At 58.4% G+C, this 26729-nt stretch carries 27 protein-coding genes; 4 read left to right on the forward strand and 23 right to left on the reverse strand.

The genetic code is table 11. The features are described 5' to 3' along the window. Window positions 1-128: 128 nt before the first annotated feature. Window positions 129-323, reverse strand: coding sequence for a hypothetical protein (locus tag LKE65_RS02145; protein WP_278740287.1), 195 nt, complete (start codon window positions 321-323; stop codon window positions 129-131). Between the two features lie 267 nt (window positions 324-590). Here LKE65_RS02145 and LKE65_RS02150 point away from each other — a divergent pair, with 267 nt between their 5' ends. Further along, entirely contained in the window at window positions 591-1481 is an 891-nt protein-coding gene (locus LKE65_RS02150) for a transglycosylase SLT domain-containing protein (RefSeq protein ID WP_086646983.1), read from the forward strand. 100 nt (window positions 1482-1581) lie between these two features. Here the strand turns inward: LKE65_RS02150 and LKE65_RS02155 are convergent, their stop codons facing one another. From LKE65_RS02155 to LKE65_RS02175, 5 genes are all read right to left on the reverse strand, one after another. Then, on the reverse strand, window positions 1582-2700 hold the full coding sequence (locus LKE65_RS02155) for a hypothetical protein (protein WP_165925674.1): 1119 nt from the start codon (window positions 2698-2700) through the stop codon (window positions 1582-1584). Between the two features lie 346 nt (window positions 2701-3046). Then, window positions 3047-3568, reverse strand: a complete 522-nt coding sequence (locus LKE65_RS02160) for a hypothetical protein (RefSeq protein WP_143221949.1) — start codon at window positions 3566-3568, stop codon at window positions 3047-3049. A 113-nt stretch (window positions 3569-3681) separates the two neighbouring features. After that, window positions 3682-3804 (reverse strand): hypothetical protein, encoded by a 123-nt coding sequence (locus tag LKE65_RS02165; RefSeq protein ID WP_278740289.1) that lies wholly within the window; start codon window positions 3802-3804, stop codon window positions 3682-3684. Between the two features lie 26 nt (window positions 3805-3830). Further along, window positions 3831-5429 carry a tetratricopeptide repeat-containing glycosyltransferase family protein gene (locus tag LKE65_RS02170; RefSeq protein ID WP_278740290.1) on the reverse strand — a complete coding sequence of 533 codons (1599 nt, stop codon included), beginning with the start codon at window positions 5427-5429 and terminating at the stop codon, window positions 3831-3833. Window positions 5430-5470: 41 nt separating this feature from the next. Beyond that, window positions 5471-7045, reverse strand: a complete 1575-nt coding sequence (locus LKE65_RS02175) for a tetratricopeptide repeat protein (protein ID WP_143296456.1) — start codon at window positions 7043-7045, stop codon at window positions 5471-5473. A gap of 270 nt (window positions 7046-7315) precedes the next feature. Here LKE65_RS02175 and flhA point away from each other — a divergent pair, with 270 nt between their 5' ends. The 3 genes from flhA (at window position 7316) to LKE65_RS02190 (ending at window position 12094) form a co-directional block, all read left to right on the forward strand. Next, the gene (gene flhA / locus LKE65_RS02180; protein WP_086646173.1) at window positions 7316-9511 is read left to right on the forward strand and encodes a flagellar biosynthesis protein FlhA; all 2196 of its coding nucleotides are present in this window, start codon (window positions 7316-7318) and stop codon (window positions 9509-9511) included. A gap of 35 nt (window positions 9512-9546) precedes the next feature. Next, the gene (locus LKE65_RS02185; RefSeq protein ID WP_086646077.1) at window positions 9547-10407 is read left to right on the forward strand and encodes a hypothetical protein; all 861 of its coding nucleotides are present in this window, start codon (window positions 9547-9549) and stop codon (window positions 10405-10407) included. A 457-nt stretch (window positions 10408-10864) separates the two neighbouring features. Further along, window positions 10865-12094, forward strand: a complete 1230-nt coding sequence (locus LKE65_RS02190) for an O-antigen ligase family protein (RefSeq protein WP_278740293.1) — start codon at window positions 10865-10867, stop codon at window positions 12092-12094. Window positions 12095-12153: 59 nt separating this feature from the next. On the opposite strand, the gene LKE65_RS02195 is transcribed toward LKE65_RS02190, so the two are convergent. The 17 genes from LKE65_RS02195 to LKE65_RS02275 form a co-directional block, all read right to left on the reverse strand. Then, a complete protein-coding gene (locus LKE65_RS02195; RefSeq protein ID WP_278740294.1) occupies window positions 12154-12540 on the reverse strand; it encodes a hypothetical protein in 387 nt (128 codons plus the stop codon). A 26-nt stretch (window positions 12541-12566) separates the two neighbouring features. After that, complete coding sequence (locus tag LKE65_RS02200) at window positions 12567-13127, reverse strand: chemotaxis protein CheD (protein WP_233129090.1); 561 nt, start codon at window positions 13125-13127, stop codon at window positions 12567-12569. Continuing rightward, the gene (locus LKE65_RS02205; RefSeq protein ID WP_025828767.1) at window positions 13124-13513 is read right to left on the reverse strand and encodes a response regulator; all 390 of its coding nucleotides are present in this window, start codon (window positions 13511-13513) and stop codon (window positions 13124-13126) included. The genes LKE65_RS02200 and LKE65_RS02205 overlap by 4 nt, the downstream gene beginning before the upstream one ends. Window positions 13514-13601: 88 nt before the next feature. Then, entirely contained in the window at window positions 13602-14642 is a 1041-nt protein-coding gene (locus tag LKE65_RS02210) for a protein-glutamate methylesterase/protein-glutamine glutaminase (RefSeq protein ID WP_086646080.1), read from the reverse strand. A gap of 3 nt (window positions 14643-14645) precedes the next feature. Beyond that, window positions 14646-15488 carry a CheR family methyltransferase gene (locus tag LKE65_RS02215; RefSeq protein ID WP_086646081.1) on the reverse strand — a complete coding sequence of 281 codons (843 nt, stop codon included), beginning with the start codon at window positions 15486-15488 and terminating at the stop codon, window positions 14646-14648. Continuing rightward, window positions 15488-15943 (reverse strand): chemotaxis protein CheW, encoded by a 456-nt coding sequence (locus LKE65_RS02220; RefSeq protein ID WP_086646175.1) that lies wholly within the window; start codon window positions 15941-15943, stop codon window positions 15488-15490. Before LKE65_RS02220 ends, LKE65_RS02215 begins: the two co-directional genes overlap by 1 nt. A gap of 47 nt (window positions 15944-15990) precedes the next feature. Next, window positions 15991-18249, reverse strand: coding sequence for a chemotaxis protein CheA (locus tag LKE65_RS02225; protein ID WP_278740297.1), 2259 nt, complete (start codon window positions 18247-18249; stop codon window positions 15991-15993). A 15-nt stretch (window positions 18250-18264) separates the two neighbouring features. Continuing rightward, complete coding sequence (locus tag LKE65_RS02230) at window positions 18265-18648, reverse strand: response regulator (protein ID WP_086646083.1); 384 nt, start codon at window positions 18646-18648, stop codon at window positions 18265-18267. An 8-nt stretch (window positions 18649-18656) separates the two neighbouring features. Next, window positions 18657-18914, reverse strand: a complete 258-nt coding sequence (locus LKE65_RS02235; RefSeq protein WP_233129091.1) for an STAS domain-containing protein — start codon at window positions 18912-18914, stop codon at window positions 18657-18659. Between the two features lie 77 nt (window positions 18915-18991). Beyond that, window positions 18992-20521 (reverse strand): methyl-accepting chemotaxis protein, encoded by a 1530-nt coding sequence (locus tag LKE65_RS02240; RefSeq protein ID WP_086646085.1) that lies wholly within the window; start codon window positions 20519-20521, stop codon window positions 18992-18994. Window positions 20522-21065: 544 nt separating this feature from the next. Next, complete coding sequence (gene fliP, locus LKE65_RS02245; protein ID WP_086646176.1) at window positions 21066-21758, reverse strand: flagellar type III secretion system pore protein FliP; 693 nt, start codon at window positions 21756-21758, stop codon at window positions 21066-21068. Between the two features lie 106 nt (window positions 21759-21864). Further along, the gene (locus LKE65_RS02250) at window positions 21865-22254 is read right to left on the reverse strand and encodes a flagellar biosynthetic protein FliO (protein ID WP_278740298.1); all 390 of its coding nucleotides are present in this window, start codon (window positions 22252-22254) and stop codon (window positions 21865-21867) included. A 5-nt stretch (window positions 22255-22259) separates the two neighbouring features. Next, entirely contained in the window at window positions 22260-22634 is a 375-nt protein-coding gene (gene fliN, locus LKE65_RS02255) for a flagellar motor switch protein FliN (protein ID WP_086646087.1), read from the reverse strand. A gap of 16 nt (window positions 22635-22650) precedes the next feature. After that, a complete protein-coding gene (locus tag LKE65_RS02260) occupies window positions 22651-23406 on the reverse strand; it encodes a FliH/SctL family protein (RefSeq protein WP_086646088.1) in 756 nt (251 codons plus the stop codon). Next, entirely contained in the window at window positions 23406-24473 is a 1068-nt protein-coding gene (gene fliG, locus LKE65_RS02265) for a flagellar motor switch protein FliG (protein ID WP_086646089.1), read from the reverse strand. Before fliG ends, LKE65_RS02260 begins: the two co-directional genes overlap by 1 nt. Window positions 24474-24476: 3 nt before the next feature. Continuing rightward, entirely contained in the window at window positions 24477-26129 is a 1653-nt protein-coding gene (gene fliF, locus LKE65_RS02270) for a flagellar basal-body MS-ring/collar protein FliF (protein WP_095349710.1), read from the reverse strand. 258 nt (window positions 26130-26387) lie between these two features. Then, window positions 26388-26702: a hypothetical protein gene (locus LKE65_RS02275; protein WP_233129092.1), complete on the reverse strand. Its 315-nt coding sequence runs from the start codon at window positions 26700-26702 to the stop codon at window positions 26388-26390. Window positions 26703-26729 lie beyond the last annotated feature (27 nt).

Raw genomic sequence — 26729 nt, forward strand, 5'->3', positions numbered from 1 at the left:
GCGCGCCAGAACGGCAGGCCATACGGTTCAAGGAATAGGCCGCCCTGCCACCATGCTGGCCGACCGTACCGGCCTGCCCGTTGCTCGCCTTGAGGCGGTTCCTCATATACCTGTTTACCCCTGGTTGGTCAGCCCGGCACACGGTGCAGGCTCATCACGTCAGCTTGTGCCATAAGAATAGGCGCGCGGGCCAGCACATTCAATGCCCATGTAACCCGCCACGGTGCATGCCCAAAAGCCTTTTTTGCCCACACCCCCACTCCGGGCCTGCCCAAGCGCCATGCGCCCCGCCATGCCCCAAGCTCAGGATCCTGCAAAATCATGGCGTGACTCCGGCACCCAACAAACAGGGGAGGCAGAACTATTGGGGGAACAGAGCCGGCAGGGGCAAGGGTGTTCCGGGCCATGAATCCTTGCATAATCCGTACCGCAGGACTACAGCCGGGTGAAAAATCGGTCAGGCAAGGCCAGTATTACTTGTGCATCGCCCAGTAGAGTCCTTACATGACTGCCAAGGAACCACCACCAGCCAAGGAGCCAAGGGCCCCGTTGTGCGGGTAACCCCCGCCCCGAGCCCCGCCAGACTGCGCATGACGCCACCCTTCCCCCGCACCCGGCCTGCCCGCTGGCTCCTTGGTGTTGTAACCTTGGCGGGCACTGCCCACATGGCCGCACACACCCCGCAGGCCCACGCCCGCTCTGCCGAGGCCGGGTTATGCACGGAGGCCACGGCACAGGCCGAACACAACCTGCATATTCCCGACGGGTTTTTATCCGCCATGGGGCGGGTGGAGAGTGGCAAGGTCGAATCCGACGGTACGGTTTCCGCCTGGCCGTGGACCATTAACGCAGCAGGCATAGGCCACCACTACAACAGTCAGGCCGAGGCCGTAGCGGCTGTACAGAGCTTCCGCCAGCAGGGCATCATGTCCATTGACGTGGGGTGCATGCAGGTCAACCTGCAACAGCACCCCGATGCCTTTGCCTCGCTCGATCAGGCATTTGATCCGCTACGCAACGCCATGTTCGCGGGCGGCTTTCTGCTCCAGATGTATGACAAGACGGGTAGCTGGCCACGGGCAGCAGCGGCCTACCACTCCCAGACCCCCGGCATAGGCACCCCCTACCAGTGGAAGGTGCTGGAGGCATGGGCCGTGCCGCAAGACGGGCGGGAAGGCCCGCAGCTTGCACAAAAATCGCCCCTTATGCCGCAGGTATTCCCGCACCCTGTAACCCCCACAACCCGCCACGGCCCAATGATGGTGGCAGAGGCCAGCACCGGCACAGGCCCGGATGGCATGCCCCAGATCTCCCACCCCAAGGTGTTTCACCCCTTTCAGGGCATGCGGAACTTTGTGGAGCCCGGGCCAGTGGGGAACAGCCGGGGCGGTGGTATGCGCGGGCGCTCCCTTGCCTCCTACAGGGCGGCCCCCGTCGCGCGGGCCAGCGCCCAGCGTATAGTGGCGCAAGGCAGCGAATAAGCCAAAACGCCACACAGGCAACCCTGTGTGGCGTTCCAACAGGCCAGATAACCGTTGGACGGTTGGTCATCAACCGCCACAACCCCCATGCTCCGGCTGCTTAATTTTTCTTGTAGATATAAAAACTGTAACCGGGATACTCAGTTTGGGAAATCTGGCTGTATCCGCTCATATCTATCGCATATATATTTGCCAAATAGAGCATACTGGATGGCACTATCCGTATGATATAAGTGTCATCCCCTGAATTGAACTTTTCTCTTTCCAGCTTTTCCCATGCCTGTGGGTTATCAGACTGATATGCCGGAATAAGTTTGTTTTTTCTGCCGTTCCTATACGTGATGAACCTATTAAAATCGCACGACACAAAAACCTTGCCATGCAGGTTTTCGGCAACGGTTTGCACATTCCCATAAATTTCAAAGCTTTTCTGGCGCAGTGCATTGTATGTCTCATCGTCCTGCTCAATCCAGTACGCCTGCTGTGGAATGTAATACAAAAATGTAACAGCCACCTGCGCCGCCGCCGCCCCGACCAAAAGGCAGGTCAGAATTTTCTTCCGCATCGCGTTAAGGAGCTCGGACTTCTGGCACGCAGAAATCAGACCCAATATAACACACAGGGAATAGCAGAACCCGTGCCATGGATAGCCGGGAGAAAACCTGAAAATATAATTGTAGAACAGTACAAAATTAACAATATTCAAAAATAAGCATAAGTATCTTTTTGTAACTACAGGAACCAATATCGCAACAATAAACAGGGATATAACATTAATATTTGAGTAGTTATACCCCAAGGAGTTCACGTGATCCCAGATCTTGCCATCCCGATCGAACAGGAAGGTCATGAAGTCTGATTGCGCCGGGTAGGCAGAAATACCCAGAACCGTTTTTTCTACCGAATAGAGGAATGAGTAATTCCCCAGCACATATCCCAACGCAAACAGAATAGTCGCTTTAAGCAGTTTCAGCGGGCTGAGCAGAATGTTCAGCAAAAGCGTTCTTAGTTTTGCATCGCAGAGAATGAATGAAAAAAGCCCTGAAAGGATAAAGATGTTATACGGCTTCCAGGACAGCATAAAGCCGCAGGCCATGCCAAAAAGATAAAAAAGAACGGGCTTATGGGTCTCTGAAAAATATGCTTTGAGCAGAATGTAAATGGTAATGGCGAGAGAAAATACAGTAAACGGAAAATCATAATATACCTTGCCGCTCAAGTAGTACCAGATCCCGCAGGATGATACGAATATACAGACAATTACGGAATTAACGTTTTTACCAATATATTTGAATGCCAGAGAGTTAACTGCAAAAAACCCGGATGCCATAAAGAGCATGCTGGCTATAATAAATGAGCTGGCTGGGTAATGCGCAATAAGCGATGAGATTTTGACAAATAAGGTCGAAAACCCGTCTTTGCTAAAATGCCCAAAATTATGCTGGAACCCGGAATACAACTCAAAATCCGGAACATAATAATGGAATCTATAAAATACACACAATAATAAAAAATACAGAAATGTTAAAACAGTTACATTTCTTTCCATATAATTCCGCACAATATTATACCTTTGTTTTATCGTAATTATCCATTGATCCAGACAGCTTTCCAATAAGCTTCATGATACCAGAAAAAATGAATGCTTTTTTTGTCGGGACATACGTGCCTTCTGGCGTTTTTTCGAGAAATTTCGCCATCTGCGCATCATGGATCCGCTTTTGGAAAACAGAATCTGCAAACTGTTTCTGAAAAACATCTTCCTGAATTGCGCCATTCTCTACGGCGTAAAACACCAGATGGTAGGAAATGGACCTGTCGATAAAGACCGGCCCAAAAACCGAAAACGTAAACAGGACAAAAAAGCCGATCACGGCCACAAGAAAATTTTCAAATGATGATTTAATAAAAGAATATTTTTTGACAAAATAAACCATCCCGATCGGAATCAGGGCAGACAAAACAGTGGATACAAAAAAGATGCTCAAGCCAAACAAATAACTTTCACATCTCATTAATATTAAATAAGAAAAGACTAACGCAGCACAATAGGCCGTGAAAAAATAAAGCGTTTTTCTAAATGGCATTTTAATTCCAATCAATATTTTGTATTGATAATAGCCTCGGCCAGTAGCAGCAACATGCTATGTTGTCTAGCTCTTACGGTTTGACGTGTCAGAGAGGCAACCCGCAAAACACCTTACAACACGCAGGCCCTTAACGGGCAGTCTGCACGCATCCAGCGCATGCCTGCACCAGCCAGCGCGCTGTGGATAAGGGCCGATCCGTTGCGCGCCAGAGTGCCACACTCAAACGGCCTCATACAAAACCAAACCTGAGATGACCGACCTAGTCCAGCGCGCCCTTGCCCGGCTGCCATGTTGCAGCCCATGTGCGCAGGGCCGCCCCCATCTGCTCCAGCACCGGGCCAAGCGTGCGCTCCTGCGCGCGAAAAATACGCATGGTGGGGTACCAGGGGGAGGTTTCCCCCGTATCTCCCCACCGCCAGCATCCATCCCACCGGCTGAGCAGCCACACCGGTTTGCCCAGTGCGCCCGCCAGATGCACGACCGATGTATCGACCGAAATCACAAGGTCCAGATTTTCAATAAGGGCGGCGGTGTCGGCCATGTCGTGCGCATGGTCCATAATGTCGCACACCGGCTGGCCGTGCCAGGTAGCAAGGTCTTCCCGGCGGGGGCCAAGCTGGAGGTTGACCAGTGTGGCGTCCACCGGGGTAATGGCGGCCAGCATCTGCCCCGCTGTTGTGGAGCGGCGCTGGTCGGTTAGCACATCCATGGCTTTTGTCCGCCGCCCTCCGGACCACACAAGGCCAATACGGGGCCGCCGCGCAGGCAGCAGTTCCGCCAGACGCGCACAATCGACCGGCACAGTGCCCAGATAAGGCACCTGCGCGGGAATATCGGCCAGTGTTTCCAGCCCCATGACAAAGGGCAGGTCGGGAATGGGCAGAATGGCATCATACCCACCCTGCGGAGCAAAAGCCTGCTCCGTCACTACCCGGACCTGCGGGAAGGCAAGGCTGAGCAGGCGGGTAAGTGTTGTGGGCACCACCAGCGTAACCCGCGCCCCCTGCGCCACAACCATGGGCAGGTAACGGATGAACTGGAGCGTATCGCCCAGCCCCTGCTCCTGATAGAAAATCAGGTTTCTGCCCTGCAGGGGTTCCCCTTTTTGCAGGCGTGGCAGGGACAGGTACCAACTGACCGTATCCTGCACCAGCCCGGCGCGGGCAAAGTAATAGGGTGCGCCTTCTTTAAAATGCCCGGTTTTAAACAGGGCCACCGCATACCCCATGCCCGTGCTGGCATTATGGGGGTCGGCTTCCAGCGCTTTTCTGTACCAGCCCAGCGCTTCTTCCGACCGGTTCAGGCGTTGCAGCACACAGCCCATATTGTTGAGCAGCGCGGTCGTGACCGGTTTTTTATCCCTGAACCACGCGTCCAGCACCATAAACCCTTCCTGCGCGTAGCCCGCATCCAGCAGGGCCACCACCAGATGCTCGCACGCATCCTGATGCAGTTCTGGGTGCTGCTGCATGATCTCGGCAAAAATGCGCAGGCCAGCGGCAACATCCCCTTTGGTGACCAGCGCCGTGGCTAAAAAGACCTTGAGCTGGGCCATATGGGGCAGGGCAATCAGCACCTTGCCCAGAATGGCCACAATAATATCGTAGCGCATGGTGTAGGTGGCCAGCACATCGGCTGCGGCCAGCAGCAGGGGCAGGTTGTCCTGATGCGCGGCAATAACGTCCAGCACAAGGCGTTCGCCCGCAACATACTGCTGCACATCAAAGATCAGCGTTGCCAGACTTTTCAGCCCTTCGGGGGTGGGGTTCTGCAACAGGGCTTGTCTGGCCTCCCACAGCCCTTCCACGGTCATGCCTTTGGGCAACCTTATGGCGGGGGCTTGTGCTGGCTGTTCCATTGGCTGGTCCTTTGTTTTCTCCACGGGTGTCGCCAGTGCGTCTAGGGCGTGGGGTGGGTGGCGTGCCATGTGGCCACCCATGTTTGCAGGGCCTCACCCATCTGGCGCAGTACGGGAGCAAAGGAGCGCTCCTGCGGGCGGAAAATACGCATGGTGGGGTACCATGCCGTGGTTTCCCCACTATCCAGCCACCGCCAGCAGGCATCCCACCGGCTGAGCAGCCACACCGGCTTGCCCAGTGCGCCCGCCAGATGCAGGACAGACGTATCAACCGAAATTACAAGGTCCAGACTGGCTATGATCGCGGCGGTATCGGCCATGTCCGTTACGCTGTCCATCAGGTCACAGACTGGCTGGCCATGCCATTCCGCCATATCCTCCCGCGGGCTGCCAAGCTGGAGGCTGACCAGCGTTGCATTCACCGGGGTCAGGGCGCCTGCCATAACGGGCAGCGTGCTGGAGCGGAGCTGGTTGGCCATGACATCCTGCGCGGATGTCCGCCTGTCCCCCGACCAGACCAGACCAATACGCGGCCCGGCGGCTGGCAGCAGGGCGGCAAAGCGCGCCACGTCCTGCGGGTCCGCGCGCAGGTAGGGCATTGTATCGGGAATATCCGCCGTGCTCTGCATCCGGGTAACATAGGGCAGGTTAGGGATGGGCAAGGCGTAATCATACCGCTCATCCAGCCCGAACTGCACCGCGTCACGCACGATCAGGTCCGGGTAGGACTGGCTGATCAGCCGCACAAGGGCGCTCCCCACAGCCACAGTCACCCGCGCGCCGCGCGCGACCAGAGCCGGGGCAAAGCGGATGAACTGGAGCGTATCACCCAGCCCCTGTTCCTGAAACAGCACAACCGTTTTGCCCGCCACATCGTTATCGGGTTGCAGGCGGGGGAACTGGGCAAACCATTTTGTAACCGATGTCAGCTTATGAGCGCGCTGGGCAAACAGCTCCCACCCCTTGGCGTAATGGCCTGCCTTGAGCGTGGCAATGGCCGCACCAAGCTGGATGCCCTCATCATGCGGGGCCAGACGCAGGGCCTGCTCGTACCATGGCAGGGCTTCCCCCGCGCGGTTGAGGCAGCCCAGCGCACACCCCACGGCATTATACAGTGCGGGTTGCCCCGGCTCCTGCTGCACGGCAAACAAAAGGATGTTCAACGCTTCCATCGGGTAGCCCATGCGCAGGAAAACCTGCGCAATCTGCACCGTGGCTGCCACGCGCTGGCTGGGATAGAGCTTGATGATGTCCGAAAACAGCGCCGTGCCACCCGCGAGGTCCCCGTTCACAATAAGCGCCTGCGCGAGCATGATCTTGATGGCGGGGTTATCAGGCTCAAGCAGCATGGCCTTGCGCAGCAGCGCCACGGCAATATCGTAACGGAAAACATGGGTGCTCAGCACAAAGGCGGCAACCAGCAGATAAGCCACGTTATCGGGCTCACGCCGCACCATTTCCAGCGACAGTTTAACCGCCTCCCCCGCCAGTTCGGCCCGGCACAGCTCCTCGCAGAGCTGGCCGACACTCATGGGCGTGGGATTTTGCAAAACGGCGTCTTTGCGGGCCACCAGCTTTTGCATATTGGCTTTTTCAGGTTCCCAAGTCGCTTTCATGTCGCCTTATCTGCATCCTGTGGTCATGGTCGGTGATCTTACCATACCGCCCCGACTTAACCATACCCAACCCGCCGCAATACCCATGGTGGAAGGGGCCGTACGGGCAGAACCATTTTCTGGCCTTGAATTACACTTGATGATAACTGTAATGGCAGGGCACAGGCATGGCTTTGCAGGGCGCTGTCCGGTTCAGGTGCGCAGCAGGATGGACCGTTACACACCCCGCCGCAGGCCGTGCTGCCCGAAACACAAAAGGAAACGTGGTTCTTGGATACTGCCGATGGCAACTCGGTCAAAAAAGCCGCCGCAGGTAAACTGGCGGACAAGACCGCAGCCGCGCGCCTGAGGTTTGCATCGGGCTCGCGCCTGCTGACCCATGCGGCAGGCACCCTGCGCAATGGCGGGTGGAAAGCCCTGCCCTGGCGTGCCGCCGTTCCGGGGACCGATATCGGGCTGGCACTGGGCGTGGTGCTTTTGCTGTCCATCCTTATCCTGCCGCTGCCCACCTTTATTCTGGATATGGGGTTGTCCATCTCCATCACCTCCTCGGTGCTGGTGCTGATGGTGGCGCTGTTCCTTGAACGCCCGCTGGATTTTACCTCCTTCCCTACCCTTTTGCTGCTCACCACCCTTTTGCGCCTCTCGCTGGAAATTGCGACCACGCGCCTGATCCTCAGCCATGGCAGCGAAGGCCCCTATGCCGCAGGCCATGTTGTGGCGGCCTTTGGCGGGTTCCTTATGGGCGGGGATGTGGTGATCGGGGGAATCATCTTCTGTATCCTGCTGGTCGTGAACTTCATGGTCATTACCAAAGGGTCCGGGCGTATTGCGGAAGTGGCGGCCCGCTTCTTCCTCGACTCCATTCCCGGCAAGCAGATGGCCATTGACGCGGATCTGGCCTCCGGCGCAATCAACGAGCGCTCCGCCCGTGCCAAGCGCAAGGAGCTGGAGGAAGAAAGCGCGTTTTACGGCTCCATGGATGGTGCCGCCAAGTTTGTGCGCGGGGATGCCATTGCCAGCATCATCATCACCGCCATCAACATTGTGGGGGGGCTGACCATTGGCGTGCTCCGCCACGGCATGCCGCTGAGCGAAGCCGCAAGCACCTTTACCATGCTGACCGTGGGTGACGGCCTTGTCTCCCAGATTCCGGCGCTGCTGGTCTCCACCGCCGCCGGTATTGTGGTGACCAAAGGCGGCACGGATGGCACGGCGGACGTTATTCTGGCCCGCCAGCTCAGTGGCAACGCCAAGCCGCTTGGTGTGGCGGCCGCGCTGTCTGCCCTGTTTGCCCTTATGCCCGGCCTGCCCGCCTTCCCCTTTCTGGCCATTGCGGTGGCGGCTGGCACGGGTGCCTGGCTGCGCAGCCGCGCCCCCGCCGCCGACAGCGATGGGGACGTAACCGAAATTGCCCCACAGGCTGCCGCCACCCCCATTTCCGACATTCTCAAGCTCGACCTGCTCCGCCTTGAGCTGGGCTTTGGCCTGCTGCCCCTGACAGGGGGCGACACCCCCCAGCTTGCCGAGCAGATCAAGGCGCTGCGCCGCTCGGTTGCGACCGAAATGGGCTTTGTCACCCCGCCTGTGCGCATTCAGGACAACATCCACCTGCCATCGGAAAAATACGTCATCAAGCTCAAGGAGATCGAGATCGCCTCGGGCGAGGTCCGGCCCCACAAGCTGCTGGCCATGACCCCATCTGGTGGCGCGCCCCCCGTGGCGGGCGAAAAAACAACCGAACCCGCCTTTGGCCTGCCCGCAGTGTGGATAGACCCTGCGCAAAAGACCAAAGCCATGGCCATGAACTGCACCGTGGTGGACCCGGCCAGCGTGATTGTCACCCATCTGAGCGAGATGGTGCGCAGCAACCTGCCAGACCTGCTGACCTATGTGGCCACACAGGCCCTGCTGGACGACATGCCGCGTGAACAGCAGAAGCTGGTCAACGACCTTATTCCCTCGCAGGTGCCGCTCAGCACCGTGCAGCGCGTGTTGCAGGCCCTGCTGGCCGAGCGTGTTTCCATCCGTGACCTGCCCACCATTCTGGAAAGCATTCAGGAAGCCTGCGGCATGGGCCTGCGCGGCATTGGTCCGCTGGCCAACCATGTGCGCATGCGCCTGTCCCGCCAGATCTGCAACGCGCTGGTCGGGCCGGGGGGGTATATTCCCATTGTAACCCTTTCCCCCAAATGGGAATCGGATTTTATGGCGCATATTACCGGCCCGGCAGAAGACCGTAAGCTGGCCATGCCGCCTTCCATGCTCAATGTTTTTGTGGGAAAACTGCGCGATACATTTAACGCCCTTTCCACAAACGGCGAAATTCCGGTTATTGTTGTCGCCTCCCCTGTAAGAGATTCCATGCACGCCATTGTCGAACGGGTACGTCCTTCCATTTCCGTTCTGTCACAAGCTGAGATATACCCACGTGCCCGGATCAAGACGGTTGCGACCATATCGTGACAGTCCGCCAGAAGACCGCACCATGGGAGTAGAATATGCAGGATAGTCCCTCCGACACCGCAAGCCAGAAGGTTGCGGAGCGCCGTCAGGGAAACACGCGGGAGGAATCAGCCGTGCCGGAACAGGCCACGGATGACAGCACAACCGCGACCAATGGCGTGGCCCTGCCGGTCAGCCACCTGACGGTAGAGGACATTCTGCGCTGGCATTCCGTGCCGCAGCCACTCATTCAGGCTCTTGCCGGCAAAACACTGGCCGACGGGCTGAGCAATGTGCTCTCCTTTGGTACCCTGCCCGATGCCACACAGACCCCCCTTGCCTTTGGCGGGGCATCGGGGTCGGGCAAAACACTGGTGCTGGCCAAGCTGGCCGCACGCTACATTCTGGCCGAAGAGCACAAGGACCGCCCGCCGCCGCTGATTATTGCGTGCGACCATACAGCGGGCAGCTTTGCCAAGCTCTCGGCCCTGCTCCAGCCGTATAATATTCCCATCATTCAGGGTAACTCGCCCGAAATACTGGCCGATGCCGTGCTCCACAAGGAACCGGGGCAGCCTATTCTGGTCGATCTTCCGGGCATTTGCGTCTATTCCCCCGTCAGCATGGGCAGAATGATGCAGATGGTCGAACGTGTTGGCGCAACGCTCAGCCTGGTATTGCCTGCCGGGCTGGATGCCGAGGAATCGGCCGATATTGGCTACGCCTTTGCCCAGCAGGGTGCCACCACCATGGTTGCCAGCAAAATGGATCAGGCTGGCCGGGTGGGAGGCATTATTGCCGCAGCCGCCTGTGGCTTAACCCTGACCTACGGCAGCTGCTCCTCCAGCATTGTGGGGGGGCTGGTGCCCCTTAACGCGCCCATTCTGGCAAACCGCCTACTCACCCTGCCCTCCTGAACACCGGAGGGCAGACCACGGGGCAGAACCACCGGGCACAGGCCACTGCATATTGTGCGGCCTCCCCGCGCTCCGTCTCCCCTGCCTGTGCAACTCCGACCCACTTTGCAGGCAAAACCGTAGCCACCCACAACAGGTTTTTCCGCACACCCGCAGCCCATCCCCCTTACGCCGCACGCAGGCACGCAGGCACGCAGGCACGCAGGCACGCAGGCACAATAACTGCATGGGCGGAGGAACCTTCCTGGAAAAATCCTGATCGTTCCAGCCTCTTTTACAATCTTTCATCATCAGGCCACCATACCTGCTCCCCCATACACCGGCGCTCCATGCAGGTGGTTTAAGAATGGCTTTTGCGCACAGAGTCTTTTAATATCCGGCGCAATTGGAGAGCCCCGGCATGACCTTAAAAAAAATCCTTACGTCCTGTGATCTTTATTTAAAAAAAATCTCTCTGGTGCTCTGCGTTTTACTTCCCTTTTTTCAATTACGCGGCCGCGCCATAGCGGATCTGAGTATCCTGTTTATTGCAATAAGCTTTTTGCTATACTGCATTTTTGAAAAACATTACCGCTGCCTCCTGCGTGGGTGGTTCCCTTACGCTCTGGGCCTGTGGGGGGTTATTGTTGCCTCCTCCGCAATCAACGGGTCCACACATGCCGTTCTGGAGGCCATAGCGCTCCTGCGTTATTTTGTTTTTGCCAAAGCACTGGAAGAATGGCTGCTGGACAGCACGCAAAAACAGCAATTACTGGGCCTGTGCGTAACACTGGCCGGGGTATGGATTATCTGCTTGTGCTGGGAGCAGTATCTGGTCGGGGTGAACCCGTGGGGCTACCCGCGCTGGCAGGATGGTGCTCTTACAGGGCCGTTTTTTAAGCCACGGGCCGGGCCACCGCTCGCCATCATCATGTTTCCCGGCTTGATGATCTACCCCATGCGCATGGTGCAGAAAAAGGAACTGGCCCAGAAGCTGGCAGGGCTTGCCCTTATGTCCTTTTTGCTGCTGACCATGGTCATGATCGGGCAAAGAATGCCTGCACTGCTGGTGTTTTTTGGATTTTTCCTGTGCGCCATGCTCATTAAAACCACACGGGTCATGGTGCTGCTGGCAACACTATCCGGTTTTGTGGCACTGGCCCTTCTGCCGTTTATCTCCCCTCCGTCCTACGACAAGCTGGTTCTGCGCTTTTTTGAGCAGCTCGGGCATTTTTCGCAGTCCCCCTACGGCCAGCTTTATATTCGTGCGCTCAATATGGTTCATGCGCACCCGTTGCTGGGGCTGGGGTATAACGGTTTTCGGGCCCATTGCGGCGAGACAACCTATGTATACGGTATCCCGCAATTTGCTCACATGGTTGCCGGGCAGGACATAGGCGCGGGGTGCACCATTCATCCACACAACACCTATCTGGAAATCGCCACCACGGCGGGGCTTTCCGGGCTGTTCCTGTTTGTATGTGTGGTGCTGCTGTGGTTGAAAAAACTGCTGCTGGCAACCCTTGCAAGCCGGGACCTTATGCAGGCCATGCTTTTTATTACGGTGTGCATGCTGTTCTGGCCGCTTGCTTCGACCAGTTCCCTGTTTACGGAACGCACGGCAGGGTGGGTCTTTTTAATGGTTGGGTGGGGGCTGGCCCGTGCGCGGCTCCTTGGCCGTGCACACACCCCACAAGCCGGGGCATAAACCGCACAACCCGCTACGTGGCGTAAGCAAGGCTTACGCCAGCACGGGCCGTATGGGCGTTAAAACAGGTCCACTTCGCCCGAATGGCTGTCCGTTTCCGCCTGCACACCGTGGCGGAGCACCTGAATAACATGGCAGAGCTTAACGCCCTGGCTCAGAACACCAACATCCAGCGGCTGTGTTTCGATCTGCCCGTAAGAGGCCACCAGATTTTTGAGCACGGTGGAGACGGCTTCTACCGTTTGTGTGGCGGAATCCAGCCGTTGCAGGGCCTGCACATCCGCATCACTCAGCGGGGCGGCGGCCATGTTTTCGCCTACCACGCGCTGCACACCCGTAAAATCCTGATAAGTCTCATCCAGCAATTCTACCAGATGGTCCATCACATCGCGCATACTGCGTTCGGTCCCGGCTGCACCATGGGGCAAAGGGGGCACCACATCCATGTTCTTCATCCTCTCCGGCCCGGCTTTTAAAACAGCTCGACCTCGGAACTGGCTTCTCTAGCCCATTTCCGCTCTGCTTCAGCCTCACGCCGGCTGTAGGCCACTTCCTGCTTGCCAATACCCTGTACGTCCTGCACCAGATTTTGCTGTGCACGGCCCGTTGTTGGCCAGAACCGAATACGCCGGGCCAATGTGCCGCCCAAGCTCTGGGACACGCAGCGGATACCTTCATCCACCAGATAATGGGTTACAAAACGAATATTTTCCTGCCCGATGCGGCCCAGACTAGGCACTACGGCCGCACCGCCAAAAACCTTGCACACCAGCCGGCTACGCTGCCCCCCGGCCTTGAGCAGACCGTTGACCAGCATTTCCATGGAGTTCACGCCAAACCGCATGGCGGTGCCGGATTCACTCGCTCCCCCCTCTGGCAGCAAAAAATGATTAATGCCACCAACACGTGCAAGCGGGTCAAACATGCAGACCGAAACACAGGAGCCAAGCAGTGTTGCAAAAACCACTGACGGATCGCCAGAAATTTCTACTTCTCCCTGAATAACCGTTTTAACTACGGAGTGGTCGTTCACTTGATAGGCCCGAACACCTTTTCCAGAACCTCACGCAGCTTGGCTACGGTGTAAGGTTTGGCAAGGAAGTTGTTAACACCAGCCTTGACCGCTTCCTGCACCAGATCCTTGCTGGCCTCGCCGGTCAGGATGATGAACGCCACTTTCTGGATTTTCGGGTTGCTCCGCACGGCGCGCAGCAGGGCCAGGCCATCCATAACCGGCATGTTAAAGTCGGAAATCACCAGATGCGTGGGGTTCTGGTCCAGATATTCCAAAGCTTCCTTACCATCCTTGCGCTGGGCAATGTTGGTAAAGCCGATTTCGGCCATGCTGTTAGCCAGAACCTGACGGATAGAGGCCTGGTCATCTACGATCAGGGCCTTGATTTGTGAAGCGGCAGGCATTTGTCTCCCCCTTATTCCTAGTCTCAATTCCAGCCATCAAAGACCGGCAGCGGATAAACAGGGCGGTTAAGTGCCGCCCTTTTTGAAGTTAGCGCGCGTGAATGGCCATGGCGGCAGAGCTGATCTGGCGCAATGGCACAACCTGACAGGCCGCGCCAATTTCCGCCGCAACCCGTGGCATTCCATAAACAACTGCGGACGTTTTGTCCTGCGCGATTGTATAGGCCCCGGCCTGCCGCATGTTCAGCAGCCCTTCGGCCCCATCCCGCCCCATACCGGTCAGGATGATCCCCAGCGCATTGCGCCCGGCATGTTTGGCAACAGACTTGAACAGCACATCCACCGACGGGCAATGCCCGCTAACGGGTGCACCGCTGATCAGCCGCGTTATGTATTTGCCGCCGCTGTTATCAATCACAAGGTGCCGGTCCCCGCCGGGGGCAATCCGGACCATGCCGGGTTGCAGCACCTCTCCATCCTGCGCCTCGGCAATGGAGAGCGCGGGCATGGACTGGTTAAGCCGGTTTGCAAAGCTGGCCGTAAACAGCGGGGGCATATGCTGGCAGATAACAACCGGCGGGCTCTTTTGCGGGAACCCCGAAAGCACTTCTTCCAGCGCTTCTACCCCACCGGTGGATGAGCCAATGGCCACAAGATCCACCGAGTTGCCCCACGTGGTCTGCGCGTGGCTGACCGGGGCCGAAGGTGTGCGCCGCTGAATGCGTGAAACCGGCTGAGAGCGGGCCGCCAGCACAACCAGCCGCCCAAGGCCTGCAAACGCATCTTCCCCCGGAGCCACGTTGTGTTTGGGGTAGCAGTCAAACGCCCCCATCTGGAGCGCCGTAATGGCCGTATCCGCTCCCTTGGCTGTCAGGCTGGACACCATGACAACGGGGATGGGGCGCATCCGCATGATTTTTTCCAGAAATTGCAGGCCATTCATCCCCGGCATTTCCACGTCCAGGGTAATCACGTCCGGCTGGTCTTTAATAATCAGGTCGCGGGCTTCCAGCGGGTTTGCCGCTTCACCACAGACTTCAATATCAGGGTTCTGTGCAAAGGAACGCTTGATCAGCGCGCGGATCGTGCGTGAATCATCAACAATCAGAACTTTTACTGGCTGGGCCATTAATCAGCTTGCTTTCCGGTAAATGGTCGGAGCCACCTGCTCCAGGCCGCACTGGCGGGGATTGGCCACTTTTTCGGAATGACCAACATACAGGAACCCACCGCTTTCCAGCTTGTCGGCCAGACGGCCCCACAGGCGCTCCCGCGTGGGTTCATCAAAATAAATCACGACGTTCCGGCAGAAAATAACCGAAAACTGCCCCCGCATCGGCCAGTCGGCATTCAGGTTGAGCACCTTGAACACCGGAAGCGAGCGGATATTGCCAACAAAGGTCAGGTTTCCCCGGTCATCGGCCTGCATGAACTGGTTTTTCTGGGTCGTGGAAATCCCATCCGTCTCGCTGGCAACGTAGGTTCCCGCAGCGGCCTGCGCCACCACGTTGGAATTGATGTCCGTTGCCAGAATACGCATGTCATACGATGCGGCCTCTGGAAAAGCCGACAGAACAGACATGGCAATGCTCCACGGCTCCGGGCCAGTGGAACATGCGGCAGACCATATGCGCCCACGCCCGCCACTACGCAGCTTGGCTGCAAGTGCTGGCATGACATTCTGCTCCATATGCACAAAATGCGGCCGCTCGCGGAAAAAGCTGGTGACGTTGGTTGTTAACGCACAGACCAGCTTTTCCATTTCCGCCCGGCCAGAGGGGCTTTGCACATAGTTAAGGTAAGCGTGGAAGCTCTCCATCCCGCTTTCGCGCACACGGCGGGAAACGCGTGAATACACCAGCGTACTTTTGGAATCGGGTATAAAAATCCCGGCTTCCTGCTTGGCGATCCGCCGCACCATCTGGAAGTCGGCGTCCGTATACTCCGGTTCGGCAGTAGAACGCGCGTCAACCATCAGGACGTCATCCCGCCTACCAGCTGGCCGACCACAACTTCCAGCCGGAGCACGCCAATCATGCGGTCCGCAATCATGACCAGACCGCTCAGGCTGCTATCTTCCTCCGCCACGGCCTGAATATCGGCCAGATTAACGTCAGCCATGTCGATCACCCGGTCCACCAGCAGGCCACACACGGTGCCATTGCGGGATTCCACAATAATCACCACGCGGCGCGGATTGTCGGGCTGCGGTTCCACGTTCAGGTACACCGCAAGGTCGATCACGGTCAGGATAATGCCGCGCAGGTTGATTGCACCGCACACATAATGCGGGGCAAACGGCAGGGCTGTTGTTTTTTCAAACCCACGAATTTCGCGCACGCTCAGGATAGGAATACAATATTCCTGATCACCCACCGCAAACACGATCATCTTGACAAGTTTGGCGTCCGCGCCGGCTTCGTCCGTCATATCCATTTTCCTACTCAAATACAGATCGGCTGATGTGGTGTTGGGTTTTATGCCGCAAGCCCTGTGCGAACATCCGACGGTCGTGTGTCAATCCGCCCCAGAGCATTCGCAACCAGTGCGGGAACATCCAGAATAAGGGAGACGCTCCCATCGCCCAGAATGGTGGCAGCGGAAACACCGGCCATCTGCCGGTAGTTCTTCTCGATGCTCTTGATCACCACCTGTGCCTGATCGCGAATATCCTCCACAATCAGGGCCGCGCGTGCGCCGGACTCGTTTTCCACAACCAGGATCACGTCCTCCTCGGACAGGCTGGCCGTGCCGCCGCCGCCAAGCCCCAGCTCGGAGGCAAGCGGAATAAGCGGCATACATGCCCCGCGGATAGACACCACATTGGCGCCATCGGGCAGCATGTAAATGTCCTTGTGGTTGACCATCATGGTTTCCACCACGGAGGACACGGGAACAACCATGGTGGACCCGGCCGCTACAATCAGCATGCCATCAAGCACGGCCAGTGTAAGCGGCAGGCTCAGGCAGAAGGTTGTACCCTGCCCTTCCACGCTGCTGATTGTCACACGCCCGCCAAGGCCCAGAATGGCCTGCTTGACCACGTCCATCCCCACCCCACGGCCCGAAAGGTCGGACACGGTCGCGGCGGTGGAAAAGCCTGGAGCAAAGATCAGGTTATTGATCTCATCATCCGTCAGCACGGCATCGGGAGCAATAATACCGCGCTTGACCGCAGTGGCCAGAACGCGCTCGCGGTTGATCCCGCCCCCGTCATCCTTGATGGTGATGAGAATACGGCCAGAGCGGTGCCCGGCGGAAAGCAGGATCTGCCCCGTGGGGGATTTGCCAGCGGCAATCCGGGCCTCGGCACTTTCAATCCCGTGGTCCACGGCGTTACGCAGCATGTGGGTCAGCGGGTCGGACAGTTTTTCAACCAGAGTGCGGTCCACTTCCGTGTCCTCACCCTCCAGCGTCAGCACCACGTCCTTGCTGGTCATGGAGCAGGCCTCGCGCACAACGCGCTGCATGCGCTGGAACACGCTGCGCACAGGCTGGGCCCGCACGGCCATAACGGCGTCCTGAATATCTCGCGTCAGGGCCTTCATGCTGGCGATGCGCTTGATCATTTCCTGCTGGGCATCGTCTTCACGCTGGCCAATGGATTCCAGAGCGGCCTGTGCAATCACCAGTTCGCCCACAAGATCCATCAGGTCGTCCACGCGGTGCAGGTCCACGCGGATGGTCGCCTGTTCTACCGGGCGGCGTGTGGCCGCAGCATTGCCAGCGGCAATAGGCGCCGTAGCGGCGGGGGTTGGCGCGGGCGGCATTTCCGCCATAATTTTTTCCGCAACCGTACTGGGCGCAGGCGCAGGGCTGGCCGCCACGGGGGCCGGTGCGGGGGCTTCTGCCACGGGGGCGGGCTGTTCGGGCTCGGCCGGAGCGGCCTGTTCCTCGGCGGGCTGTTCCCCGCCGCTGGGGCCGGGGCCACCGTCGCGCGTGATGGTAACATCACACACATCGCTCACCCAGTCGAAGACCGTGTGCACGCTTTCCTCCGGCACGGCGGCGGGCAGAACCACACGCCATGACAGGTAGGATTTTTCGGTTTCCAGAGCGTCCAGCGCAGGCAGGGCTGCGGTTTCGCAGGTGACCGTGCTTGCCCCACCGTGGGCCACGGCCACATCGGCCAGACCGATCAGCAGGTTACGCGCGTCATCCCCACGGTCATACATGGCGGTATGGGGGCTGAAGGTCACGACAAGCGATGCCGCTTCTGCCGGAGCTTCTTCCTCAAAGCCAAAATCGCCGAAGTCAAAATCGGCCATGACCGGCTCAAAATCCACCGGAACCGGCGTAAAATCAGCCGGGACGGTTTCTTCTTCCTTCTGCCCTGCAGTGCCGCTGCCTTCGCCAATAATGGCCTGAAGTTCAGCGCGGCTTTCGTCTATGCGGGCAGTATCAACCGTGGCGCCACCCTGGGCCTCGGCAACCAGATCGCTCAGAACGTCCATGGCCTTGAGAAAGGTTTTGACGATCTCTGGCGTTGGGGCAACACGGCCGGAGCGCAGGCCGTCAAGGGAACTTTCGAACACATGCGCAAAGCGGACAAGGTTTTCCAGACCGAACGACGCGGCCCCACCCTTGACCGAATGCACGGCACGAAAAACGGCGTTGATTGTCTCCTTCCCGGATTCACCATCCGAAAGGGCCGACAGACCACGCTCCAGTTCCTGAAGCTGCTCTTCACACTCCTGGAAAAAAACCAGAAGGATATCGTCCATGTCACCACTCATGCTGGTCTCTCTCCTTCAGGCGGTCACCCGGCGGATAGCCGCCACAAGGCTGTCTGTGCTGAACGGTTTGACAATCCACCCTGTCGCGCCAACGGCACGGGCACGGGCTTTTTTCTCGGGATCGCTTTCCGTTGTCAGAACGATCATTGGCAGATGTTTGTACTGCTCCAGCGCCCGGACTGCCTCGATAAACTCAAAGCCATCCATACGGGGCATGTTAATATCCGTAATGATCGCATTGGGCGTGGGGTCAGCAGCCTGAAGGACTTCCAGCCCTTCCACGCCATCCCCACCCTGAATAACGTCGTACCCCGCCCCTTCCAGGGCTTTGCGGAGCATACCCTGCATGGTGCGCGAGTCATCAACAGTCAGGACACGAATGCCCACTTTTTCCACCATAGTCCTCATTACTCCTTCAATGGCGCCAGCGGCTCAGTCAGATACGCACTTACGCCAAAAAGGCCGTACGCCTCCACGACTGGCTCCGAAGGCGCCACAAGGGGGCATCTGCTGGCGAGGAGAACCTGCAAGCACAGACCTCCGAGGTACGTCACGCCAGAGGCATCCAGAGAAACCTGCTCGCCTCCCGCATTTTTAACAGCCTGTTCGATCTCACTCTTCAGGGCAAACGCCGCAGAGGTGTCCAGACGTTCAGGTAAGGTCACACTAGCCAACGGTCCGCTCCCTTGTCAGCCGCACAGGCAGGGGCCGAGCGGCCCCTGACATGCTGGAATAATGGCCATTAAAATTCTTCCCAGCCTGCATCGGAAGATGTGGTGGGCATGGACAGCGCGGGGGCAGCCGGGGCCTGGGGCGCCGGAGCCGCCACACGGGCCGGGCTCGCGGGTTTGGGCCGGGGGGCGGCAGAGCGCGGTGCGGCAAGGGCCGGACGGGACGGGCGGCTTGCGCGCACACCGGACGTATCCATTTTAAAGCGGCTGAGGGTTGCTGCCAGTGTCCGGGTTTCGGCGGTCAGGTTGTGGCTGGCTGCCGTGGTTTCTTCCACCATGGCGGCGTTCTGCTGGGTCACCTGATCCATGCCGCCAATGGAGGCGGTTACTTCGGACAGGCGCTGGGCCTGATCCTGTGTGGAGGAGGAAATTTCCTCAACACGGATGGCAATGTTCTGGGTGCTGCCGGCAAAGTCGCTCAGGTAACGCCCGGTCTGCTGCACCAGATCCACACCCTTGGCCACCTGCTCGGCAGCAACGGAGATCAGGCGTTTGATCTCGCTGGCGGATGTGGCGGACTGTTCGGCCAGCGAGCGCACTTCCTGCGCAACCACGGCAAACCCGCGCCCGGCTTCACCCGCACGGGCGGCTTCCACGCCTGCGTTGAGGGCCAGCACGTTGGTCTGGAAGGCAATGCCGTCTATGACCGAAATAATTTCACCAATCGCATCGGAGGAGCTTTTGATCCCGTCCATGGCCTTGGTGGTTTCGGTCATGACCGTTGTTGCGGCCTTGACCTTTTCCAGCGCTTGCTGGCTTTCGGCATTGGCATCGGCACAGGCTTTGGCGTTGCTCTGCACACCTTCGGTAATGGTCCGCACGGAGGAGGCGGCCTGCCCAAGGTTGGCGGCCTGCTTTTCTGTCCGTTTGGCAAGATCGTCCGACGCGGTGGAAATTTCTGCCGCACCGGTGGAGATCAGGTCCGAGTTGGAGGCAACGGCACTCAGCGCTTCATTCAGGCGGGAAGCGGAATGGTTGAACGCATCACGCAGGGGAGCGAACTCGCCATCAAAAATCGGGTCTTCAATGCGTGCGCGCAGGTCACCTTGCGCCATGTCGGCCAGTGCCTGACCCAGACGTTCGATAACCAGATGGGTGTGCTTGTCGCGTTCCTGGCTGCCGGTCAGGGCGCCCTGAATTTCGGACGCCATTTTTTCCTGCCGCTGGCGGGCTGTGGCCTGCTCTTCCACCATACGGGAGAAGCGCGCCATAATGCGGGCAAGGCGGCCAACGCAGTCTTTGTTTTTGAGGAAGGGAATGTTGTTGTGGGCGACACCGTCGCCGAGTTCTTCGCCCATCGTGGCCAGTTTTTCAACCGGCTCGGTGATCAGGCTTGTGAACCACCGCCAGATCTGCAGAACAACCAGCTGCCCGAAAACAAGAGCCGCCATGTTGATGATATACGTGTAATGCGCTGGCGCGTGCCAGAAAAAGCCAACTGTCTCCACAATGATCTGGAACATGAAGTATGCTTCCAGACACAGCATAACAACCCGAATCTTCTCGCGGAACGGAGCGTCCTTGTTCAGCCATTGCAGCATATCAGTGCAACTTCCTTCATATTATTGGGGCACCTTGCGCGGCAACTCCTGACCATTCTTCCCGCACATGGAAAAAACGCCAGCCAGCCGTGGCCTTAATGGCCCCCTTGCACATTTACAAAAACCAGGAAACGCCAGTGGACGCCCCTTGAGATAAAAAGCAGATAATCTGTTCTCATCCAGACACACGGACCAGACAAGCAAGGGCCTTCATACCGCGTTCGTGACTAGATGTCTTTACAGAAGATCGTATGATCCGCAGACAATCGGCTTTGCGCTCCTGATAGATAAAATACCTAAAAACAATACCATAGCGGCCACCACCCCCGTTCCGGCCATAAAGCCGGACGGAACAGGTGCCTGCCCTGCGAGAAATGATAGCTTTTTCTTGACAATGAGCAAGCCTGTAACCGCATTGCGGTTTCTAAAAACCTTGCAATATTAAAGGCTCAAACGCTCTACTTGCGACTATTTATTATTATGGGGAAACAAAACCGGCAGACTCCACCCGTGCCGGAACACAGGGGCAGAGCAGCACCCCTGCTCAGCCGCCAAAACTGCGGACAAGCCCCCCGGCCACCATCTGCCAGCCGTCAACCAGCACAAAGAAAATCAGCTTGAATGGCAGGGATATGGTTGCAGGTGGCAACATCATCATCCCAAGGCTCATCAGCACACTGGATGTGACAATATCAATCACCAGAAACGGCAGGTACAGCAGGAACCCCATCTCGAACCCGCGGCTGAGTTCACCCACCATAAAAGCGGGCATCAGCACACGCCACGGCGTATCTGCCACGTTTGCAGCGGGGGTTACGTTGGCCAGACGCTCAAACGTAGCCAGATCAGCCGACCGGACATGGGAGAGCATGAACGTGCGAAAAGGCTCTGCTGCCGCCTTCAGCCCTTCCATCTCCTCCACCTGTCCGTCCATCATGGGGGCAATCCCCTGATCCCATGACTGCTGGAACGTGGGCTGCATGACAAAAAAGGTGAGGAACAGGGCAAGCCCGATCAGCACCGTGTTGGGCGGTGTCCCCTGCGAGCCAATAGCCCCGCGCAGCAGCGAGAGCACCACAATAATACGGGTAAACGCCGTAACCATAACCAGCAGGCTGGGCGCAAGCGAAAGCACCGTCAGCAGGGCGGTCAACTGGATAATGCGACTGGTCGTACCCGGGTCCCCACCCTTGCCCAGATCCAGCGCTATGGACTGGGCATGGGCCACAACCGGCATGCCAGCCAGCACGCCTACCGCCAGAGTACATAGCGCAAGGCTCGCAAACCACACGCCACATCTTGTAAAGGCAGGAACTGTCAAGGCTTGGGGCTCCGCTTGTGCATCAGATATGGGGGGCCGGACCGGGCGCAGGCTGCCCGCCGGGCAAAGGGGGAGCGGGGGAGGGCACGGCATTGCCATCATCTACCCAGCCCATAAACACGTCATTACCGCCGCCGGTCAGGACCAGCCCTTTTTTCTGCCCGTAACGGATAACGCTTACCCGCCTGCGCTGGTCCACGGCCACACTTTCCATAACCGCCAGATTGGGCGTCTGCCGCCCTTTAAGCAGATACGGCTCCATGAACTTGAGCCCGTAACGGGCCAGAAAAATAAGCCCGATAACAAGTACAAACGCCACAATGCAGGTCAAAACCGGCACAACAAACGCCCCTGCCCCCAACCCGGCAGCGGGCTGGGCAATGCTTGCGGCGGCTGTACCGGGTGCAGGCAAGGATTTTAACCGTTGGTCGCGGAGGAGGACAGGATTTCCGTCATGGTCACGCCAATATGGTTATCGTCCACCACCACCACTTCGCCACGGGCGATCAGGCGGTTGTTGGCGTAAATGTCCACAGCCTCGCCCAGCTTGCGGTCCAGCTCGACCACGGCCCCACGCCCAAGGCGCAGCAACTGGTTGACCGGCATGGTGGCCGTACCAATAACGGCCGTTATCTTGACCGGAATATCGTAAACGGCTTCCTTCTGGACGTCGTCCACATCCTTGCCATCAGCAGCAGGGGCTGCACCGGGGGCAGCCGTGGCGGAGGCATCCGGCGCTGGCGCGCTGGTGGCGAAATCCTCAAGCCCGATATCGGTGTTCTCTGTTGTCATGGTTGTCTCCGCCTGCTTATGCCTGCCCAGTGTTGTGCTGCATGCGCTGGCGCGCAAGGGCCGTTACACTGGCAACTATTTTTTCAGCCATGTTTTTGCGCCACTGCACTGGGTCAATGACAATGGTATTGGCTGCCGTGGAAATCCGTATGATGCCCGGCGTAAGGTCGGACATGGATTCGACCTGCACACCGCCCTCATTCTGTAAGGCAGCTTGCAGGCGCTGTATATCGGCCGGGCTGCACTGCACGGTTACGTCGCCCTCGCACTCGCGGGCAAAGCTCGCGGCATCGGCCAGCAGGTCGCGCTGCATGCCTTGCAGTACGGTGCCGTCCAGCGCCGTCAGGCTCCGTACAATGTCTATTACCGTTGCCACAAAAACCTGCGATGCCTTGGCCAATGCCTGATCCCGCCGGGCGTTTTCCGCCTTGAAGGCATTGGTCAGCTCGGCCAGGCACCCGGTGTAAAAGGCCTGTAGCTCCGCATCTTTTTCGGCAGCGCCGGCTGCGTAGCCCTCATCCCGCGCCTGCTGCTGCACGGCAGCCAGCTCGTCACGCGTGATGCTGAGCAGGTTGGGGTCGGGTGGAGGTGGCTCGGGAGGAGCTTCCTCCTCCGGGTCTTTTTCGGGGGTGGGTTCCACTTCCGGGAGGCCAAAATCCTCCAGATCCATCACCCGTGGGTATGTGCGCACAGGCGCATCCGGCACCCCACCAGAGGAGGCACCATCCGCCATACGGCACAGACCAGACCGGAAGAGTGCCCGCTCCAGCATTATGGAATGATCTCGTCGTTACCGCCGTTTTCGGTCAGGTCGATTTCACCCGCATTGGCCATGTTCTTGATGATGGTCACAATATCAACCTGTGCCGCATCAGCATCCTTCACGCGCACAGGGCCAAGGGCGGAAATTTCTTCGAGCAGAATGCTGCCTGCACGCTTGGACATGCATTGCAGGAACATCTTGCGCACGGTTTCGGACGCGCCTTTGAGGGCGAGCGGCAGTTTTTCGCGGTCCACCTGCGCCACAATACGCATGAGGGCTTCGTGCGGCAGACGCTTGATGTCCTCGAAGGTGAACATAAGCGCCTTGACCTTTTCCATATCGGCGTGGTTGCGCTTGTCCATGGACGCCATAAGGCGCGTTTCGGTCTTGCGGTCGAAGTTGTTGAACACTTCGGCCAGCAGTTCGTAACTGTCGCGCTTGGACGAACGCCCAAGGGAGGAAATAAACTCGGACCGCAAGGTGGCCTCCACGCTGTCCAGCACCTCGCGCTGCACCGTTTCCATGTGCAGCACACGCATCATCACTTCGGTTGCGTAGTCTTCTGGCAGCAGGGTCAGCACACGCGCCGCGTGAGCGGGTTGCAGGCGGCTGAGAATAACAGCGGCGGTCTGCGGGTATTCGTTGCGCAGGTAGTTGGCCAGAACCATCTCCTGCACATTGCCCAGCTTGTCCCACATGGTGCGCCCGGCCGGACCACGGATTTCTTCCATGATCTTGTCGACCTGTTCGCCCGACAGCGCCTTGCGCAGCAGTTCCTCTGTGGTTTCGTACGTGCCCACCAGCCCTTCGGAAGATTCGAAGTTCTTGGTGAACTGCGCGCACACTTCCTCCACCACGGAAGCGCTGATCAGCCCCAGCCCGGCCATGGCGACCGATACATCGCGGACTTCATCTTCCTGCAACTGCTTGAGCACCTTAACCGCGCGCTCACGCCCCGCAGCAAGCAGAAGAATGGCAACACGCTGCTTGCCGGTCAGGTGTCTGGTTTCATCATGCACAACGGGAGAAGGGGCTTCCGGCGGCCGTGCCTCGGGGGCTGCTGCGGTCTCGGACATGGCCTAGGCTCCCTTCTTCGGATCCGGGGCGGACAGCCAGCTCCGGATAATCAGTATGGTTTCATCAAGGTTGTTTTCAAAGCGATCGGCCACCCTATCCAGTGCTTCCTGCCGCAGCTTGCCCTGAACACCATCCAGATCGACCCCATGGCCATCTTCGCCCACAGGCAGGCCACTGCTGGCATGGAGCATCTGGCCGTTAGCACCCATAACAATGGAGCCACCCTCCACACCTTCGAGCAGTTTTTCCTGCCCGTGCAGTTCCTTGGAAATAAGGGTAACCAGCCCGGTGCGGCGCAGCATGGGGCGCAGGCCAATAAACAGGGCACCCAGTACCAGCAGGATGGGAATAACCCACTCCGCCATGTAAATGAGCATTTCGCGGCTGAAGTAGTCGATGCTGCCGCCAGCAAAATCAAACCCGCCATCGGGCATGAACCGCATGGACACAACGCGCACTTCGTCCCCACGGGCCTTGTCAAAGCCTACGGCGGTCTGGGCGAGGGTGGTAATCCGCTCCAGCTCGGAGTCGTCCAGCGGGGTCCAGACTTCCTTGCCGCTTTTGTCCTTGGTCATGGTGCCATCGACCAGCACCGCCATGCTCACCCGTGCAATGCGGGGGCGCGACTGGCTAACAACCCGCACGCGCTTACCAATTTCGTAGTTATTGGTTTCTTCCTCGCGGTCGTTGGTCGAGCCGGTTTTGTTGTCCTGATTGGCATTGGCGTTGGGCAGGTTGTTGCCCACCGTGGTGCTGGGGCTGGATTCGGTGTTAACGCTCTTGTCCGAGCTTGTCTGCTGCGACCGCAAAACCTGCTGGTTGGGGTCGTAGCTTTCCTCCGTTTCGTGCACTTCCTCGGTGGACATGGTCACGGCGGCACGGGCGCGCACATGGCCTGCACCCAGTGTGGGCACCAGCATGTCCTCCACCGCCTGAGCAAGGCGCTGCTCTTCCGCATGACGGATTTTTTCCATCTGCGATTCCTGCCCGGCCAGGCTGTCCGGGTCACCCGGTTTGACCAGCACATCACCGCGCGTATCCACGATGGAAATATTCTGCGGGCGCAGGCCCGGCACGGCGGCGGCAACAAGGTTCTGGATTGCCTGAATACCATCGGGCGCCATACGGCCAGCACGGCCAATATCCAGCACCACACTGGCCTGCGAGGGATTTGTCTCGGTCGAGAACAGGTCCCGGTGCGGCAGAACCAGATGCACACGCACATTCCGCACCCCATGCAGCAGGCGGATGGAGCGTTCCAGCTCGCCTTCCATGGCGCGGGTCTCGTTGATCGACTGCTCGAACTGGGTGCTGGTCAGGGTGCCGCTTTTGTCAAACAGCTCATACCCGACGGCACCACCGCTGGGCAGGCCATCCTTGGCCAGCAGCAGGCGCGCACTGGCGACCTTGTCCTTGGCCACAAAAATGCGGGTGCCATCCTGGCTGGTGGTAAAGGAGATATGGGCCTTGGCGAGGTCATCGGCCATTTCGGCCGCTTCGGTCAGGTCCAGTTCACCATACAGCAGGGCGCTGGCCCCGGCTCCGGCATAAAAAGAAAAATAGGCCAGAGCACCCAGCAGGGCAGCCCCCGCAACACCAAGTGCGATCTGCTGCGTGCGGCCCAGAGCCTTGAGACTTGTAAGAAAATTTTTCATGCGGGAATGGCTACGCTGTCACGATGGAAAAATGGGGAACCACACAACTCTCCAGACGTTTCAGCATCCAAACACTCCGCGCTCCGCCAAACCATGGCCTTGCCATCGCCTTATCATGCCCGTCAAGGCAAACTGGCTGCTGTATAGCCATAAACACATCATGGGCACGTTGTGCCACAGTAAAAGAACAGCCTTGCAACACCAGACCCACTCCAGCTTGTATTGTAACCCGGTCCGGTGCACCAAACGAACCCCGTTTTATGGATAATACGCGTTTGTCGGCGGAATTTTTTTGATCGACATGTTCAACCGCTGTGCGTTCTGGTCCTGCGTCAGCCCTGTTGGGCCTTCTGCCACCTCACGCGCCACATTGGGCATCAGGTCCGGGCGGGCCCAGCAGTCCACACCATTCCAGCTTTGTGTGCAGTACGGCTGCGGCGCAGGCGGACGCTCGGGGGGAGCACACCAGTCCTCCCCTTCCTGAATATAACCGGCGCTGCACTCACGTCCCGTTATTTTGCTGGCAATATGGTCGGGTGAACACCCCGCAACCGCCAGAACCAGGGCCACCATTATTCCGCGCCTGATCATCATGCCTTT

Origin of the sequence: Acetobacter fabarum (assembly GCF_022483405.1) — a bacterium.
Classification (GTDB): domain Bacteria; phylum Pseudomonadota; class Alphaproteobacteria; order Acetobacterales; family Acetobacteraceae; genus Acetobacter; species Acetobacter fabarum.